Here is a 16484-nt window from a genome sequence, read left to right on the forward strand (position 1 = left end):
GGCGTATTTTTACGATGTTCGCCGCTGAGTGGCTACTGCCAATTGACCACTCAGTCAGCTATTTTTGAACGCGCCTGCGCTGATTTATTCAAAACAATACCTAGTGCCCACATTGCACTAACTAGGAGAACGGCATGCTTGAGCTCACTGTAGAGCAGATTTCCATGGGCCAGGTGGCTGTGGATAAATCTGCTGCCTTGCACCTGCTCGCGGACAAACTGGTGGCCGACGGCCTGGTCGCCGAGGGTTATCTGAGCGGCTTGCAAGCCCGTGAAGCCCAAGGCTCGACCTTTCTCGGCCAGGGTATCGCCATCCCCCACGGTACGCCGGAAACCCGCGACCAAGTGTTTTCCACGGGCGTGCGCCTGCTGCAATTCCCCGAAGGGGTGGATTGGGGCGACGGCCAGATCGTCTATCTGGCGATTGGCATCGCGGCCAAATCCGATGAACACCTGCGCCTGCTGCAACTGCTCACCCGCGCCCTCGGTGAAACCGACCTGGGCCAGGCGCTGCGCCGTGCCGGCTCGGCCGAAGCCTTGCTGAAACTGCTGCAAGGCGCACCGCAGGAACTGGCGCTGGATGCGCAGATGATCAGCCTGGGCGTGTCGGCCGACGATTTTGAAGAGCTGGTCTGGCGCGGCGCACGCCTGTTGCGTCAGGCCGATTGTGTGAGTAATGGTTTCGCCGCCGTCTTGCAGCAAGTCGACGCGCTGCCGTTGGGCGATGGCCTGTGGTGGCTGCACAGTGAGCAGACGGTGAAGCGCCCTGGCCTTGCGTTCGTGACGCCGGACAAACCGATGCGTTACCTCGGCCAGCCCCTCAATGGCCTGTTCTGCCTGGCCAGCCTTGGGGAAGCCCATCAGACTTTGCTCGAACGCCTGTGCGCCTTGTTGATTGAAGGGCGCGGCCAGGAATTGGGCCGTGCTACCAGCAGCCGTGCCGTGCTTGAAGTGCTTGGCGGCGAGTTGCCACCGGACTGGCCGAGTGCGCGCATCACCCTGGCCAATGCCCATGGTTTGCATGCACGGCCGGCGAAGATCCTCGCGCAGTTGGCGAAAAGTTTTGACGGCGATATCCGCGTGCGCATCGTCGACGGCCCGGTGGGCGCGGTGTCGGTAAAAAGCCTGAGCAAATTGCTGAGCCTCGGCGCCCGTCGCGGCCAGGTGCTGGAATTTGTCGCCGAACCTGCGATTGCCGATGATGCGTTGCCCGCGCTGTTGGCAGCGGTGGAGCAAGGGCTTGGCGAAGAAGTCGAGCCGCTGCCGACCGTCAGTGCCCAGCCAGCGCCTCTTGATAATGAACCCGCGATCAGCGCACCCGTGTCCGGCAGCCAGGTCCAGGCTATCGCCGCCGCGCCTGGCATTGCCATCGGCCCTGCGCATATCCAGACCCAACAGGTTTTTGATTACCCGCTGCGTGGCGAGTCTGCGGCCATTGAGCGCCAGCGCCTGCACGCCGCGCTCACCGAGGTGCGCGCTGATATCCAGGGTTTGATCGAGCGCAGCCAATCCAAGGCGATCCGCGAGATTTTCATCACCCACCAGGAAATGCTCGACGACCCGGAGCTGACCGACGAAGTCGACACGCGCCTCAAGCAAGGCGAGAGCGCGCAAGCGGCGTGGATGAGCGTGATCGAAGCCGCCGCCAAGCAGCAGGAGTCGTTGCAGGATGCCTTGCTCGCCGAGCGCGCCGCCGACCTGCGTGATATTGGCCGCCGGGTGCTGGCGCAATTGTGCGGCCTTGAGACCGCCCAGGAGCCGAGCGAACCTTACATCCTGGTGATGGATGAAGTCGGCCCCTCTGACGTTGCGCGCCTGGACCCCACCCGCGTCGCCGGCATCCTCACCGCCCGTGGCGGCGCCACGGCCCACAGTGCGATTGTTGCGCGTGCCTTGGGCATCCCCGCGTTGGTAGGCGCCGGCGCGGCGGTGTTGTTGCTGGCCGCTGGCACACAGCTATTGCTCGACGGCCAGCGCGGCCGCCTGCATGTCGACCCCGACGCGGCCACGCTGCAACGCGCCACGGTCGAACGCGACACCCGCGAACAGCGCCTGCAAGCGGCCTCGGCCCAGCGTCACGAACCGGCCATGACCCGCGACGGCCATGCCGTGGAAGTGTTCGCCAATATCGGTGAAAGCGCCGGCGTTGCGGCGGCGGTGGAGCAGGGCGCCGAAGGCATCGGGCTGTTGCGCACCGAACTGATTTTTATGGCCCACCCGCAGGCACCGGATGAGGCCACCCAGGAAGCCGAGTACCGCCGTGTGCTCGACGGCCTGGGCGGTCGCCCGCTGGTGGTGCGCACCCTGGATGTGGGCGGCGACAAACCGCTGCCGTATTGGCCGATTGCCGAGGAAGAAAACCCCTTCCTCGGTGTGCGCGGCATTCGCCTGACCTTGCAGCGCCCGCAGATTATGGAGGCGCAATTGCGTGCGCTGTTGCGCTCGGCGGACAACCGCCCGCTGCGCATCATGTTTCCCATGGTCGGCAGCGTCGATGAATGGCGTGCCGCCCGCGATATGACCGAGCGCCTGCGCCTGGAAATCCCGGTAGCCGACCTGCAACTGGGCATCATGATCGAAGTACCGTCCGCCGCCTTGCTGGCGCCGGTACTCGCCAAGGAAGTCGACTTTTTCAGCGTCGGCACCAACGACCTCACCCAGTACACCCTGGCCATCGACCGTGGCCACCCAACCTTGTCGGCCCAGGCCGATGGCCTGCACCCGGCCGTGTTGCAACTGATCGACATCACCGTGCGCGCCGCCCATGCCCATGGCAAATGGGTCGGCGTGTGCGGCGAACTGGCGGCGGACCCGCTGGCGGTGCCGGTGCTGGTCGGCCTGGGTGTGGATGAGTTGAGTGTGTCGGCCCGCAGCATTCCCGAAGTGAAGGCGCGGGTGCGTGAATTCAGTCTGAGCGAGGCCCAGGGCCTGGCGCAAAAAGCGCTCGTGGTGGGCTCGCCCGCCGAAGTACGAGCCCTAGTGGAGGCCGTGTAAATGGCGAAGATTCTGACCCTGACGCTGAACCCGGCGTTGGACCTTACGGTACGTCTGGCACACCTGGAACCGGGTGCCGTCAACCGCAGCGAAACCCTGCTGACCCATGCTGCCGGCAAGGGCGTGAATGTCGCCCAGGTGCTGGCGGACCTCTGGCATGACGTGAGCGTGGGCGGTTTTCTCGGCGCTTCAAACCCTGAGGCTTTCGAGGCACTGATCGCCAGCCGCGGGTTTGGTGACGTGTTCATCCGCGTGCCGGGCGAAACCCGTAGCAACATCAAGATTGCCGAGCAGGATGGTCGGGTCACCGACATCAATGCGCCGGGGCCGTTGGTGAGTGAGCAGGCGCAAAAACAACTGCTCAAAATGGTCGCGATCATCGGCCCTGAATTCGATGCGGTGGTGGTCGCCGGCAGTTTGCCGCGTGGCGTCAGTGCACAGTGGTTTCAGGAACTGATACACGCGTTGAAAGACCTTGGTTTGAAAGTCGCCCTCGACACCAGCGGCGAAGCCTTGCGCGCCGGCATCAAGGCCGGCCCGTGGTTGATCAAACCCAACACCGAAGAACTCGCCGAAGCCCTCGATTGCCCCACCGACACCATCGCACAACAGGCCCAGGCCGCCGAACGTTTGCATGCTCAAGGTGTGGAGCATGTGGTGGTCTCCCACGGCGCCGACGGTGTCAACTGGTTCAGCCCGGGCACCGCGCTGCAGGCCACGCCGCCCAAGGTCAGCGTCGCCAGCACCGTGGGTGCAGGCGATTCGTTGCTGGCCGGGATGCTGCACGGGTTGCTCAGCTGTGATCTGCCGGAAGTCACCTTGCGCCGGGCCACGGCGATTGCCGCCATGGCGGTCACGCAGATCGGTTTTGGCATCAGCGATGACGCGCAGTTGGCGCGCCTCGAAAGCGGCGTCCACGTGCGCACGCTGACAGAACAATAAGAGGGTTTGTGATGAAGTTAGCCATTGTTACCGCCTGCCCGAACGGCATGGTCACCAGTGTGCTGTGCGCCCGCTTGTTGGACGCCGCCGCACAGCGCCAGGGCTGGAGCACCAGCACCGAAGTCGTGGATGTGCAGCGCCCGGAGCGCCAGTTGTCCCAAGCCACGATCGATGCGGCCGAGTGGGTGTTGCTGGTCAGCAGCACACCGGTGGATATGCAGCGGTTTGTCGGCAAGCGTGTCTTCCAGAGCACGCCGGCCCAGGCGCTGGCGGATGTCGACGCGGTGCTGCGCCGTGGCGCCGAAGAAGCCCAGGAGTACGTCGCCAGCCAAGCCCCGGTGGCGGCGAAGAATGCCCCGCGCATCGTCGCGATCACCGCCTGCCCGACCGGCGTGGCCCACACCTTCATGGCCGCCGAAGCCTTGCAGCAAACGGCCAAGCGGTTGGGTTATGACTTGCAGGTCGAGACCCAGGGTTCGGTGGGCGCACGCACGCCGTTGAGCGCGCAGGCCATCGCCGATGCCGATGTAGTGTTGCTGGCGGCGGATATCGAAGTCGCCACCGAGCGTTTCGCCGGCAAGAAGATTTACCGCTGCGGCACCGGCATCGCCCTCAAGCAGTCCGAGGCCACGCTCAACAAGGCGCTGGCCGAAGGCGCGGTAGAAAACGCCGGCAGCGGTGCGGTCGCCAAAAAAGAAAAAACCGGCGTGTACAAACACCTGCTCACCGGCGTGTCGTTCATGTTGCCGATGGTGGTGGCGGGCGGGCTGTTGATCGCTTTGTCGTTTGTGTTCGGCATCCATGCTTTTGAAGAAAAGGGCACCTTGGCCGCCGCCCTCAAAACCGTCGGCGACCAGGCCTTTATGCTGATGGTGCCGTTGCTGGCGGGCTACATCGCTTATTCGATTGCCGACCGTCCGGGCCTCGCGCCGGGCATGATCGGCGGCTTGCTGGCGGGCACCTTGGGCGCCGGATTTATCGGCGGCATCCTTGCCGGTTTTCTTGCTGGTTACTGCGTCAAACTGATCACCCGCGCGGTGCAGTTGCCGCAAAGCCTGGAGGCGCTCAAGCCGATCCTGATCATTCCGCTGCTGGCGAGCCTGTTCACGGGCCTGGCGATGATTTACCTGGTCGGCCCGCCGGTGGCGCGGTTGCTCACGGGGCTGACGGATTTTCTCAGCACCATGGGCACCACCAATGCGGTGCTGCTGGGCATTTTGTTGGGCGGCATGATGTGCGTGGATTTGGGCGGGCCGATCAACAAGGCAGCGTATGCGTTTTCGGTCGGCCTGCTGGCCGCGTCCAGCGGTGCACCGATGGCGGCGACCATGGCCGCTGGCATGGTGCCGCCGATTGGCATGGGCATCGCCACCTTCCTGGCGCGGCGCAAATTCGCCCAGACCGAACGCGAGGCGGGCAAGGCCGCGATGATCCTGGGCCTGTGCTTTATCTCTGAAGGCGCGATCCCGTTTGCGGCCAAAGACCCGCTGCGGGTGATTCCGGCCAGCATCGCCGGTGGTGCCTTGACCGGCGCGCTGTCGATGTATTTCGGCTGCAAACTCGCCGCGCCCCATGGCGGTTTGTTTGTGTTGGTGATTCCGAATGCGATGAACCATGCGCTCCTGTATTTGCTGGCGATTGTGGCGGGCAGCCTGGTGACCGGGTTGGTGTATGCGCTGATCAAACGCCCGGAGGCGGCGGAGATGGCGGTCACTTCAGCCAAGGCCTGACACTGTTCAAAATGTGGGAGCTGGTGTTCTTACGGTCGGTGTCACATCCGCTTCATGCTCCCGTGTTTAAGTTTCCCTTTTGATACTCAAGAGGGCACCCGCATGAGCCACTTCGATCTCGGCCGTCGCCGTGTGATGCAAGCCGTTGGCGCCGGGCTGTTGCTGCCGGGGCTGGCGCCGGCGGTGATCGCCTCGGTCAAGGACCGCCCGCAACTCACCGACGGCGTGCAGTCCGGCGACTTGCTGGGCGACCGCGCGATGATCTGGAGCCGCAGCGACCGCCCGGCGAAGATGGTGGTGGAGTGGGACACCCGCAGCGTGTTCAGCAACCCGCGCAAATTCATTTCGCCGCTGGCCGACAGCCGCACCGACTTTACCGCTCGTGTCGAACTCACCGGGCTGCCGGTTGATCAGGCGATTTTCTACCGTGTGCACTTTGAAGACGCCCAGACCGGCGTCGCCAGCGAGCCGTGGTTCGGCCACTTGCGCAGCGTGCCGCAGCAACGTCGCGACATCCGTTTTGTGTGGAGCGGCGACACTGTGGGCCAAGGTTTTGGTATCAACCCGGACATCGGCGGCATGCGCATTTATGAAGCCATGCGCCTGCGCCTGCCGGACTTTTTTATCCACAGCGGCGACACCATCTACGCCGACGGCCCGGTGCCGGCGCAGCTGACCGTTGAAGATGGGCGCATCTGGCGCAACATCACCACAGAAGCCAAAAGCAAAGTCGCCGAAACCCTCGACGAGTATCGCGGCAATTACCGCTACAACCTGCTGGATGAAAACGTGCGCCGCTTCAATGCCGAAGTGCCGCAGATCTGGCAGTGGGACGACCACGAAGTGATCAACAACTGGTCGCCGAGCAAGGTGCTCGACGAGCGTTACCAGACCAGGGACATCAACACCTTGGTTGGCCGCGCACGCCAGGCCTGGCTGGAATATTCACCGATGCGCCGCCAGAGCGCCGATGGCGGCGGGCGCATCTATCGCAAGCTCAGCTATGGGCCGTTGCTGGATGTGTTTGTGCTGGATATGCGCAGCTATCGCGGGCCTAACGACAACAACCTGGGCGGCGAAAAACCTTTTATGGGCCGTGAGCAACTGGACTGGCTCAAGCGCGAACTCAAGGCCTCGCAAGCGCAGTGGAAAGTCGTCGCCGCCGATATGCCTATCGGCCTGGGCGTGCCCGACGGTGAAGTCAGCCCTGGCGTGCCGCGCTGGGAAGCCATCGCCAACGGCGACCCAGGCCCGGCCCAGGGTCGTGAGTTGGAGATTGCCGAGCTGTTGGGTTTTTTACGCGCGCAGCAGGTGCGCAACCATGTGTGGTTGACGGCGGATGTGCATTACTGCGCGGCGCATCATTACCACCCGGACCGTGCGGCGTTCCAGGATTTCGAGCCGTTCTGGGAGTTTGTGGCGGGGCCGCTGAATGCGGGGAGCTTCGGGCCTAATCAGTTGGATAAAACCTTCGGGCCGGAGGTGGTGTTCCAGAAGGCACCGCCTGCGCAGAACACCTCGCCGTTTGCCGGTTTTCAGTTTTTTGGTGAGGTGCAGATTGATGGTCAGACGGCGGAGTTGACCGTGATCCTGCGCGACCTGGATGGGGTCTCGGTGTTCGAGCAAAAACTGCAACCCGCCTGAGGACGATCGTTCCCACGCTCTGCGTGGGAACGCCGCCATGGACGCTCCGCGTCCGCTTTTAGGGCGGTGACGCGGAGCGTCACAGGATGCATTCCCACGCAGAGCGTGGGAACGATCGGTATGAGGGCTTAGTACACATCCCGACGATAGCGGCCTTGCTCAATCAAGCGCTCCACCGCTTCGCTGCCCAGCACCTCGTGCAGCACTTGATCCACACCCGTGGCCATGCCCTGCAAGCTGCCGCACACATAAATTGCGGCGCCTTCGGCCAGCCATCTACGCAATACGTCTGCCGATTCGCGCAGGCGGTCCTGTACGTAGATTTTCTCTGCCTGGTCGCGGGAAAACGCCAGGTCCAGCAGCGCCAGGTCACCGCTGGCCAGCCAGCCTTGCAGCTCGTCCTGGCACAGGTAGTCGTGGGCGATATTGCGTTCGCCGAACAACAGCCAGTTGCGCTGTTGGCCATCGGCAATACGCGCTTTAAGCAAGCTGCGCAGGCCGGCCAGGCCGGTGCCGTTGCCCAGCAGGATCAGCGGCACCGGCGCTTCGGGCAAGTGGAAGCCGCTGTTGCGGCGCAGGCGCAGGCTGATGCCGGAGCCGATGGCGGCGTATTCGGTCAGCCAGCCGGAGCCCAGGCCCAGGCTGCCGTCGGGGTGGCGTTCCTGGCGTACGATCAGCTCCAGCACGCCGTCACTGGCGATCGAGGCGATGGAGTATTCGCGCGTGCCCAAGGGCACCAGTGCGTTGACCAGCGCCTGTGCGTGCAGGCCGACCAGGTGCGCGCGGTTGTCCGGCAGTTGGCGGGTGGCCAAAGCCTGGTTGAGGGTTTGCGCCAGGCCGTCGATCAACACACCATCGCTGCCGACCAGGCCCAGGCCGGCGAGGAAATGCTCGATGGCCCACGGGCAATTGCGCGGCAGCACTTCCACCAGGTCACCGGCCAGCCAGCTTTGCGACGCAGGCGGCGTGAGGCCCAGCAGGTAGATGTCTGAGCCAACGCTGTCGCGGTTAAGCAGGGTGCGATGGGTGAGGGTGCAGTTTTCAAACTGAGGCGCCTGCCAGGTCGCTGCCGGCGCGTGGCCGGTGAGTTGGCCCAGTTGCTGTTGCCATATCAGCAGTGCTTCGCTGTCGCCGCTGTCGACTTCCACCGGCGCGAACAACGGCGTGCCGCCCTGGTGGGTCAGCCAGAAATGCAGGCGCCGGGCAAACCCGCAGAAGTGTTCATATTGGCGATCACCCAGGGCCAGCACCGAGTAGTTCAGGCCTTTGAGCGACAAGTCCTGACCCAGTACGCTGCGCTCAAAACCCCGCGCACTGTCAGGCGCTTCGCCATCGCCGAAGGTGCTGACCACGAACAGCGCGTGCTGCGTTTGGCTCAAGTCGTCCTGACTGACGCTGCCCAGCGGCTGCACCTTCACCGGCAAACCGGCGGCCTGCAATTGCCCGGCGGTTTGCCAGGCCAACTGTTCGGCGAAACCGCTCTGGCTGGCAAAGCCGATCAGCCAGGCCGGCGCGTCGCTGTGGTTGGCGCCGAGGCCTTTGCGGGCGTCGCGCACCTGGCGTTTTTTGCGGCGACGGTCCAGGTACAGCAGCCAGCCGGTAATAAAGAACAACGGCATCATCAGCGAGCTGAGGGTGAGGATGATCCGCCCGGTCCAACCGAAATAGCTGCCGGTGTGCAGTGCATAAATGCTGGTGAGCAATTGGGACTTGAGCGTCTTGCCGGCGTACGGGTCGTGGGATTTGACCTCGCCGGTGGCAGGGTCCAGGTTGATCTGGTTCAGCGCGCGGTCGTGGGGCGATGAGTTGAGCAGGTAATACACAATGGCCGGCTCCCCGGCGACGGACGGCATGCGAATGTTGTAGGCGATCAAACCGGGGCCGGCGTTGGCGTAGATGCTGCTCCAGATCGCGTCATAGTTGGCCACCGGCGCCGCGCCTTCGGGCGGCGGGCCCCGCTTGCGCAGGCGCTCGTTTTGCGGTGCGTCGGAGAGCAGTTTGTTCAGGCCCTGGCTGTACCAGTCGTAGGACCAATACAGGCCGGTGAGCGCCGAGAACAGGTAGAACAGCAGGCACCAGGTGCCGAATACCGAGTGCAGGTCCCAGTTGAAACTGCGGCCTTTCTTGCGCCAGTCCAGCGTCAGCCAGGCGCGCCAGCTCGCCACCTGGCGCGGCCAGCGCAGGTACAGGCCGGAGAGGCAGAAGAACACCAGGATCAGGGTGCAGGCGCCGGTGATGTTACGCCCGGTTTCGCCCATGGCGAGGAAGCGGTGCAACTGCAAGATAAAGCCGAGCACATCCTGGCCGACGGCATCGCCCATGTAATCGCCGGTGTAGGGGTCGAAGTAGCGCATCTGGCCACGCCGTTCGCCCGGCGGGGCGGTGAAGAACACGCGCGCGGCGTTGCCGCTGTCGCTTTCCACCCACAGCATCGATACGGTCTTGCCTTCGGTGGCCTCAAGCTTGCGCACCAGTTCGGCTGGCGGCAGCACACCGGCTTCGCGTTTTTCGACCTTCAAGACTGTGGGGTTCAGCGCCCGCAGGATTTCATCCTGAAACGAGACCGCAGCCCCGGTCATCCCCATCAACGCCAGCACCAGCCCGGCGGTGATGCCGAAGAACCAGTGCAATTGGAACAGGGTTTTTTTCAACACGTCGGACCGCCTCGCTCATCTGGATGTCGTTGTCACGGCGCGCATTATGCCGTGGGCTAACGAGAAATATTCTGTTTTACACGCAAAAGCCCCACGCATCCGATGCGTGGGGCTTCTGGCTGAACGTTGACCGGGTTTAGAAGTGGAAACTGGTGGTCAACAGCGCCGTACGCCCGGCGGCCTGGTTGGCGAAGTGCGCCGCATAGGCTTTGTCGTAGTAGGTCTTGTCGGTCAGGTTTTGCACGTTCAATTGCAGGTCGACGTTCTTGGTCAGCTTGTAGCTGGCCATCGCATCGTAGCGGGTGTAGGCCGGTACGTAGACGGTGTTGGCCGGGTCACCGTACACCTGATCGACGTAGAACGCGCCGCCGCCGATGGTCAGTTTTGGCGTGATGTCGTAAGTGGTCCACAGGCTGAAGGTGTTCTTCGGCGTGTTAGGCATTTGGTTGCCTTTGTTGGAGCCGGCAGACACTACGTTTTGACGGTTGCCGATTTTGCCTGGGTCGACCAGTTCGCTTTTCAGGTAGCTGTAGCCGGCAAACACTTGCCATTGATCGGTGAGCTTGCCGCTGGCCGACAGTTCCAGGCCATCGACACGGGATTCGCCGCCGTTTTCGAAGGTATTGGAGTCCACCAGGATTCGCGTGTTTTTCTTCTCGGTACGGAACACGGCTGCCGTCAACGACAGGCGGTTGTGGAACAGGTCCCACTTGGTGCCCAGCTCGTAGTTGACGGTCTCTTCGGGTTTCAGGTCGCTGGTGTTGATGCCGGTAACGAAGCCATTGGTTTCTTGCCCTTCACCCACCAGGCCGCCAACCGGCTGTGCCGAAGTGGCGTAGGAGGTATAGATGCTGCCGTTTTCCAGCGGCTTCCAGACCAGACCCGCCTGCCAGTTGAAGAATTGGCTGTCGTCCTTGAGCTTGCTGCGGCCGGCAGCGGCGTTGGTGTTGGCTTCTGTATCAAAGGTGTCGTAACGCAGGCCGACGTTCAGCAGCCATTTGGGGTCCAGCTCGATGGTGTCGAACACATAGGCGGCGCGGCTGGTGGCCTTGGTGTTGGTGCCCATGTAGTTGCGGGCTACGCTGCCGGTCCAGGCGTCATCCGGTGTCGGGTTGCTCAGCGAGGTGCACTGGCCGCCCAGGCTGCCTTTGGCCACGGTGCAGGTCGGGTTGCTGTTCGGGCTGACGGTGTAGCCGCTGACGCGGGTTTCTTCACCGGTGAATTCCAGGCCGGTGGAGTAGGTGTGCTTCATGCCCGCCAGTTGGAAGTTGCCGAACAGATCGGTCTGGTTGGTGGTGGTGTCGGTGGTCGACACGCGGGTGTTGGCGCGGCGCCACACGGTGCCGAAACGGCTGACGTTGCGCTGGCTGTCATCCGGCTGCGTGAGTACGTAATCCTGGCCGGTGCTGCCATGGCGCAGGGTGTTTTTCAGCGTCATGTTGTCGTTCAGGTCGTGCTCGATGGAGAACGTGCTGATGTCGGCGCGGGTCTTACGGAAGTCGCGGTCTTTCAAACCGTAGAAGTTGTTGCTGTCGCCGCCATCGGTGGGTTTGTCATGCCCGTGGGCAGTGGCGGTCGGCGAGCTGTAGCCATACGGAATGCCCGAATCCGGGAGGTCGTTGCTTTCCATGTGGTAGTAGCTGAAGTTGACACGGGTCGGGGTGCCCAGGCCGAAGGTCAGCGACGGTGCCACGCCCCAGCGGTCGTAGTTGACGGTGTCGCGGCCGGCCACATTCTGTTCGTGACTCATCAGGTTCAAACGGAACGCGGCGTTGTCGAGGAACTGACGGTTCACGTCGAGCACGTAGCGGCGGGTCTGGTCGGAGCCGTAGGTAAAGCCGCCGTTGGTGAAGTCACGCGCCTGAGGCGTCTTGCTCACCAGGTTGATGCTGCCACCGGCCGAACCGCGACCGCCGAACGAGGAGTTGGGGCCTTTGCTGACTTCGATCGATTCGATGTCGAAGATCTCGCGGCTCTGGCCGCCGGTGTCGCGCACGCCATCCAGGTAGGTGTCGCCCTGGGCGTCAAAGCCACGGATGAACGGGCGATCGCCCTGGGGGTTGCCGCCTTCACCCGCGCCAAAGGTGATGCCCGGTACGGTGCGCAAGGCATCCTGCAGCGAGGTGGCGGCGGTGTCTTTGAGCACTTGCTGCGGCACCACGGTGACCGAGCGCGGGGTGTCCACCAGCGGCGCGGTGTACTTTTGCGACGAGGCTTTTTCGACCTGGTAGGAGGTGTTGTCCTGTTCCTGGCCGGTAATGCTGGTGGCGCCGAGGGAGATGCTGTTGCGCTCGCCTTTTGGTTCGGTGCTTTCGGCCGCTTGCGCCAGTTGGGCGGCAGAGCTGGCACTGAGTGCAACGCCGATGGCCGAAGCCAGCATGCGTGGTGAACTGGCAGGTGTTTTTAGCGTAGTGCGCGACATAACAAGTCCTTTCCCCAAGGAGGTGAGGCCGCGGAATATAGGGTCAACAAGACTTTCTATCAATTGCGATACATTACTATTCGCATTGAATTTACATTCTTTACACTTTTGCCTTACGGTTTTTACCCACTCATTCGTCTGCCGTGTTTTACAGGGCAGATAAGAATCAATACCATTAGCGCCTCTCTGATTTCAGGTATTGCCTCATGTTGCTGCATATTCCCGGCCTGTTCTCTCGCGAGGAGGTGCTGCGCATTCGCCAAGCCCTGGAAAACACTGAGTGGGCCGACGGTAAAATCACTGCCGGGCACCAATCCGCCAAAGCCAAGCACAACCTGCAGTTGCCCGAAGGCCACCCGCTGGCCAAGGAAATCGGTGCGGCGATGCTCGAGCGTTTGTGGAACAACCCGTTGTTTATGTCGGCGGCGTTACCGCACAAAGTCTTCCCGCCGTTGCTCAACTGCTACACGGCCGGTGGCAGTTTTGATTTCCATATCGACAACGCCGTGCGCCAGGCGCGGGGCAGTCATGAGCGGGTGCGCACGGATTTGTCGTCCACGCTGTTCTTCAGCGACCCGGAGGAATACGACGGCGGTGAGCTGGAGATTCAGGACACCTTCGGCCTGCAACGGGTAAAACTGCCGGCGGGCGATATGGTCTTGTACCCCGGTTCCAGCCTGCACAAAGTCAACGCCGTGACCCGTGGCGCGCGCTATGCCTCGTTCTTTTGGACCCAAAGCCTGGTGCGCGAAGACAGCCAGCGCACGTTGCTGTTCGAGATGGACGGCGCTATCCAGCAATTGACCCGTGACGTACCCGACCACCCGGCGCTGATCCAGCTCACCGGCACCTACCACAATCTGCTGCGCCGCTGGGTTGAGGTGTAAGCATGGGTTTTTTATTGCGCCGCGAAGAAGTGCTCAACGTCGAGCAACTGCAAAGCATGCTCGACGACTCCCCGGTGCGCGCCGCCCAGGCGATTTTGATGGCGGCCAAGGAAGGCGTGGTCGACGCTCAAGCGTTGCTCGGGCAAATCCTGCTGGAAGGGCGCGGCATTGCACGCGATGAAGCGCTGGCACTGCGCTGGTTCCAGATCGCGGCCCATGGCGGGCATTGGATGGCGCGCAATATGGCCGGGCGTTGCCTGGAGCATGGCTGGGGTTGCGCCGTCGATGAAGCAGCGGCGGCGCGCAATTATCGTCTGGCGGCAGACGCTGGGCTGGATTGGGGCCAGTACAACTACGCGAATCTGCTGGCCACCGGCCGAGGTGTTGTTGAAGACCGGCCGCAAGCGCTGGCGTTTTACCGGCTGGCGGCAGAGCAGGGCCATGCCAAGTCGATGAACCTGCTGGGGCGGTATCTGGAAGACGGGCAGTATTGCCCTCAGGATCTGGACGCGGCCGTGGCGTGGTATCGGCGCTCAGCCGAAGGCGGGGATTTTCGCGGGCAGTTCAGTTATGCGGCGGTGTTGGCTGATAGGGGCCAGATCGAGGAGGCGCTGGGCTGGCTGCGCAAGGCGCTGGCTGGGGGGAACCTCAAGTTTTTGCGCACCGCGCACAAGGCGCTGTTAAAGGCAGCGCAGCCGCAAATCAGGTCTTTGGCTAAGGACTTCGAGCAGCGAGTGGCTCAATTTAACGATGGGCGGCATGGGTTAGCGGTTGCTGCACCACTCTAAATCACTATGAATGAAGCTGATTCAGATTTAATCGTATGTTTCGCAGTGCTGCGAAGAGAGGATTTATGGGCGCTGACACTAAAGTACTGACCGCTCACGTCCCCACGGCCTTGGCGCAAAAAGTCGATCAGATGGCGGCACGGCTGGATCGTTTGCGTGGCTGGATCGTCAAGCAAGCGCTCGCCGATTGGGTCGATATGGAGGAAGAGCGCAGTCGGCTGACACGTGAGGCCATGGCCGATGTCGATGCCGGTCGGGTGATTGATCAGCAAGCGGTTCAAGCCTGGGCGGATAGTTTAAGCACTGATACGCCGCTGCCGGTACCTCGCTGATGGCGTTGAAGTTGACCAGTAAGGCCTTATCAGATCTGGCTCGACTTTTCGACTTCCTGGCCGTTGTAAATCCCATGGCGGCGGCGCGTACGGTGCAGCCACTTTCCCAAGCACCTTTGAGCGCGTTGAGTAACCCGCGCATCGGTGAATGCGTTGAAGAAATTGAACCGCAGGGCGTAAGACGACTGTTGGTGGGTCATTACGAAATGCGCTACGAAATTCAAGAATCAACACTCTATATTTTGCGCTTATGGCACGTGCGCGAAGATCGTTGAAATGTAGACACCTATAAAAAAACCCATGATATGTCATGGGTTTTTTATGTACGCGGATTTTACACGTAGTATGACTTCAGCGGTGCAAAGCCGTTGAACTCAATCGCGCTGCAGCCGGTGGACTACTGCGCTGACCAGGATACCGGCGCTGGCGCAGCGAGCAAGCGCGTGCAGACTACAATTGAAGCCGAATGGTCTGATCTTGCTGCCAGATGAGTCTGGTCATTTTATGGCTTGATAAGTGACATGTTTGTGGCTCTTTTCCACAAACGGCAGAAGGGTGCCTTTAGGTAGGCACTGCTCCTGGCAAACCTCTGGAGTAAGTGTTGATGATGAACGTCAATCAGCCATCTGGCTTAACGGGATATGAGCGGATTCAGAAAGTTCTCGAACACAACCAACGAGGCGGTGACCTCAAATCTGAGGACGATGAACCTTCACTGACCAGCGCTCAAGTGGCCGCCCGACTGACCCGTTCAGGCGCAGGCTGGAGCGATCGCAATCGTAACGGCAAGACGGAACTTACTTATGAGTTCTCCACCGCTCAACCACGGCAGTCCGAAGAATACCGCGCTGACCTCAGCAAAAAGAATGTCGAGAAAATAATACCGCTTACCTTGAGGCAGAAAGAATTTTTCAGGAAAGCACAGCAGGAATATGCCGATGTTGCCAATGTAACGTTCACAGAAAAAACAGGCAGCGCTGCAGGTGAAGGGCACCTGACCTATAGAGCTTACAGCACTGGCAATAAAGCCGCCGGAGGAGGGTTTGCTTACCTGCCGCTTCCGGGCAACGCAGAGCATCAGGGCGAAGTCTGGCTGCGCCATCTGGATCGGAACAGCAAGTTCACTACGTTGGAGGGTTTTGATGAAGATTTAGTCAGTGAGGAAAGCTGGCGCTCTAACTTGATCCACGAGATGGGGCATGGCCTTGGTCTGGACCATCCGCATCCTGAAGGAAATGAAGCGCTTGAACCCCCAGATTATTTGGAGGATTGGAAAAACTACACGGTCATGAGCTATAACACTCCGTTATTCAACGCCGCTGAAGAGAGTGTGCACCCGGTCAGCCTGATGATTGATGACATGGCGGGGATCCAATCAAAATATGGTGCCAACTATTCCACCCGTAAAGGCAATACGGTTTACGGCTTCAACTCCAATACCCATCGTGATCACTACAGCTTGAAAACTTCCCAGGATAAGCCGCTGTTCGCGGTATGGGATGGTGGCGGTTGGGACACCCTCGATTTTTCTGAATTCACTCAAGATCAGACGATAAACCTTAATGAGGGCTCGCTTTCTTCAGTCGGCGGGTTGTTGGGTAACGTTGGCATCGCTCATGGCGTGACGATTGAGGAGGCCAGGGGCGGCAAAGGCAAGAACATATTGATCGGCAATGCCGCTTTCAATGTCCTGCGCGGCGGTGGCAATCGCGATCTCCTTTACGGCGGCAGTGGTGGCGCGCAGATGTGGGGTGGAGAGGGGGCGGATACCTTTGTCTTTGACGCCACCTCCAGCGGCAAGCCGAACCTGGTGATGGATTTTGTCAGCGGCAAGGACAAGATCGACCTTTCCGGCATGCGCCGACAATCAGGCCCGCTGAACCTTGTGTCCAGGTTGCCCCTTGATCGCACAAAACCGCAAAACCCGAACAATCCAACGTTTATCACCCAGCCCGGTGACGTGCTTGTGAGTTACGACCGCACCGGCCAGCAGACGCTGTTGAGGATGGACACTACAGGTGATGGCAAGATGGACATGCAAGTTTATGTCCGCGGAAAAGTGGCACGTGAGGACATTGTTGTTTGAATCTAT

11 protein-coding genes are annotated in these 16484 nt (G+C 61.5%); 9 read left to right on the top strand and 2 right to left on the bottom strand.

Annotated features, from left to right (window positions below; translation table 11 throughout):
* Window positions 1–134: 134 nt before the first annotated feature.
* The 4 genes from ptsP to BLV67_RS01295 all read left to right on the top strand — a co-directional run bounded on the left by ptsP (window position 135) and on the right by BLV67_RS01295 (window position 7309).
* Entirely contained in the window at window positions 135–2993 is a 2859-nt protein-coding gene (gene ptsP / locus BLV67_RS01280; RefSeq protein WP_065911630.1) for a phosphoenolpyruvate--protein phosphotransferase, read from the top strand.
* Window positions 2994–3935 (top strand): 1-phosphofructokinase, encoded by a 942-nt coding sequence (gene pfkB / locus BLV67_RS01285; protein ID WP_069786051.1) that lies wholly within the window; start codon window positions 2994–2996, stop codon window positions 3933–3935.
* An 11-nt stretch (window positions 3936–3946) separates the two neighbouring features.
* Window positions 3947–5665 carry a PTS fructose-like transporter subunit IIB gene (locus BLV67_RS01290; protein ID WP_069786052.1) on the top strand — a complete coding sequence of 573 codons (1719 nt, stop codon included), beginning with the start codon at window positions 3947–3949 and terminating at the stop codon, window positions 5663–5665.
* Window positions 5666–5767: 102 nt separating this feature from the next.
* Window positions 5768–7309, top strand: a complete 1542-nt coding sequence (locus BLV67_RS01295) for an alkaline phosphatase D family protein (RefSeq protein WP_069786053.1) — start codon at window positions 5768–5770, stop codon at window positions 7307–7309.
* A 128-nt stretch (window positions 7310–7437) separates the two neighbouring features.
* Here the strand turns inward: BLV67_RS01295 and BLV67_RS01300 are convergent, their stop codons facing one another.
* Both BLV67_RS01300 and BLV67_RS01305 read right to left on the bottom strand, forming a co-directional pair.
* The gene (locus BLV67_RS01300; protein ID WP_069786054.1) at window positions 7438–9963 is read right to left on the bottom strand and encodes a PepSY domain-containing protein; all 2526 of its coding nucleotides are present in this window, start codon (window positions 9961–9963) and stop codon (window positions 7438–7440) included.
* A gap of 136 nt (window positions 9964–10099) precedes the next feature.
* Complete coding sequence (locus tag BLV67_RS01305; protein ID WP_069786055.1) at window positions 10100–12385, bottom strand: TonB-dependent receptor; 2286 nt, start codon at window positions 12383–12385, stop codon at window positions 10100–10102.
* A 206-nt stretch (window positions 12386–12591) separates the two neighbouring features.
* Between BLV67_RS01305 and BLV67_RS01310 the strand changes: the two genes are divergently transcribed.
* The 5 genes from BLV67_RS01310 to BLV67_RS01330 all read left to right on the top strand — a co-directional run bounded on the left by BLV67_RS01310 (window position 12592) and on the right by BLV67_RS01330 (window position 16478).
* Window positions 12592–13272, top strand: a complete 681-nt coding sequence (locus tag BLV67_RS01310) for a Fe2+-dependent dioxygenase (protein WP_056859067.1) — start codon at window positions 12592–12594, stop codon at window positions 13270–13272.
* Window positions 13273–13274: 2 nt separating this feature from the next.
* A complete protein-coding gene (locus tag BLV67_RS01315; RefSeq protein ID WP_074854391.1) occupies window positions 13275–14060 on the top strand; it encodes a tetratricopeptide repeat protein in 786 nt (261 codons plus the stop codon).
* 65 nt (window positions 14061–14125) lie between these two features.
* A complete protein-coding gene (locus BLV67_RS01320; protein WP_069786057.1) occupies window positions 14126–14392 on the top strand; it encodes a CopG family ribbon-helix-helix protein in 267 nt (88 codons plus the stop codon).
* Entirely contained in the window at window positions 14392–14667 is a 276-nt protein-coding gene (locus tag BLV67_RS01325) for a type II toxin-antitoxin system RelE/ParE family toxin (RefSeq protein ID WP_069786058.1), read from the top strand. Before BLV67_RS01320 ends, BLV67_RS01325 begins: the two co-directional genes overlap by 1 nt.
* 329 nt (window positions 14668–14996) lie before the next feature.
* Window positions 14997–16478 (top strand): M10 family metallopeptidase C-terminal domain-containing protein, encoded by a 1482-nt coding sequence (locus BLV67_RS01330; protein ID WP_069786059.1) that lies wholly within the window; start codon window positions 14997–14999, stop codon window positions 16476–16478.
* The last annotated feature ends 6 nt before the right edge of the window (window positions 16479–16484 follow it).

It is taken from the genome of Pseudomonas salomonii, from assembly GCF_900107155.1.
GTDB lineage: Bacteria > Pseudomonadota > Gammaproteobacteria > Pseudomonadales > Pseudomonadaceae > Aquipseudomonas > Aquipseudomonas salomonii.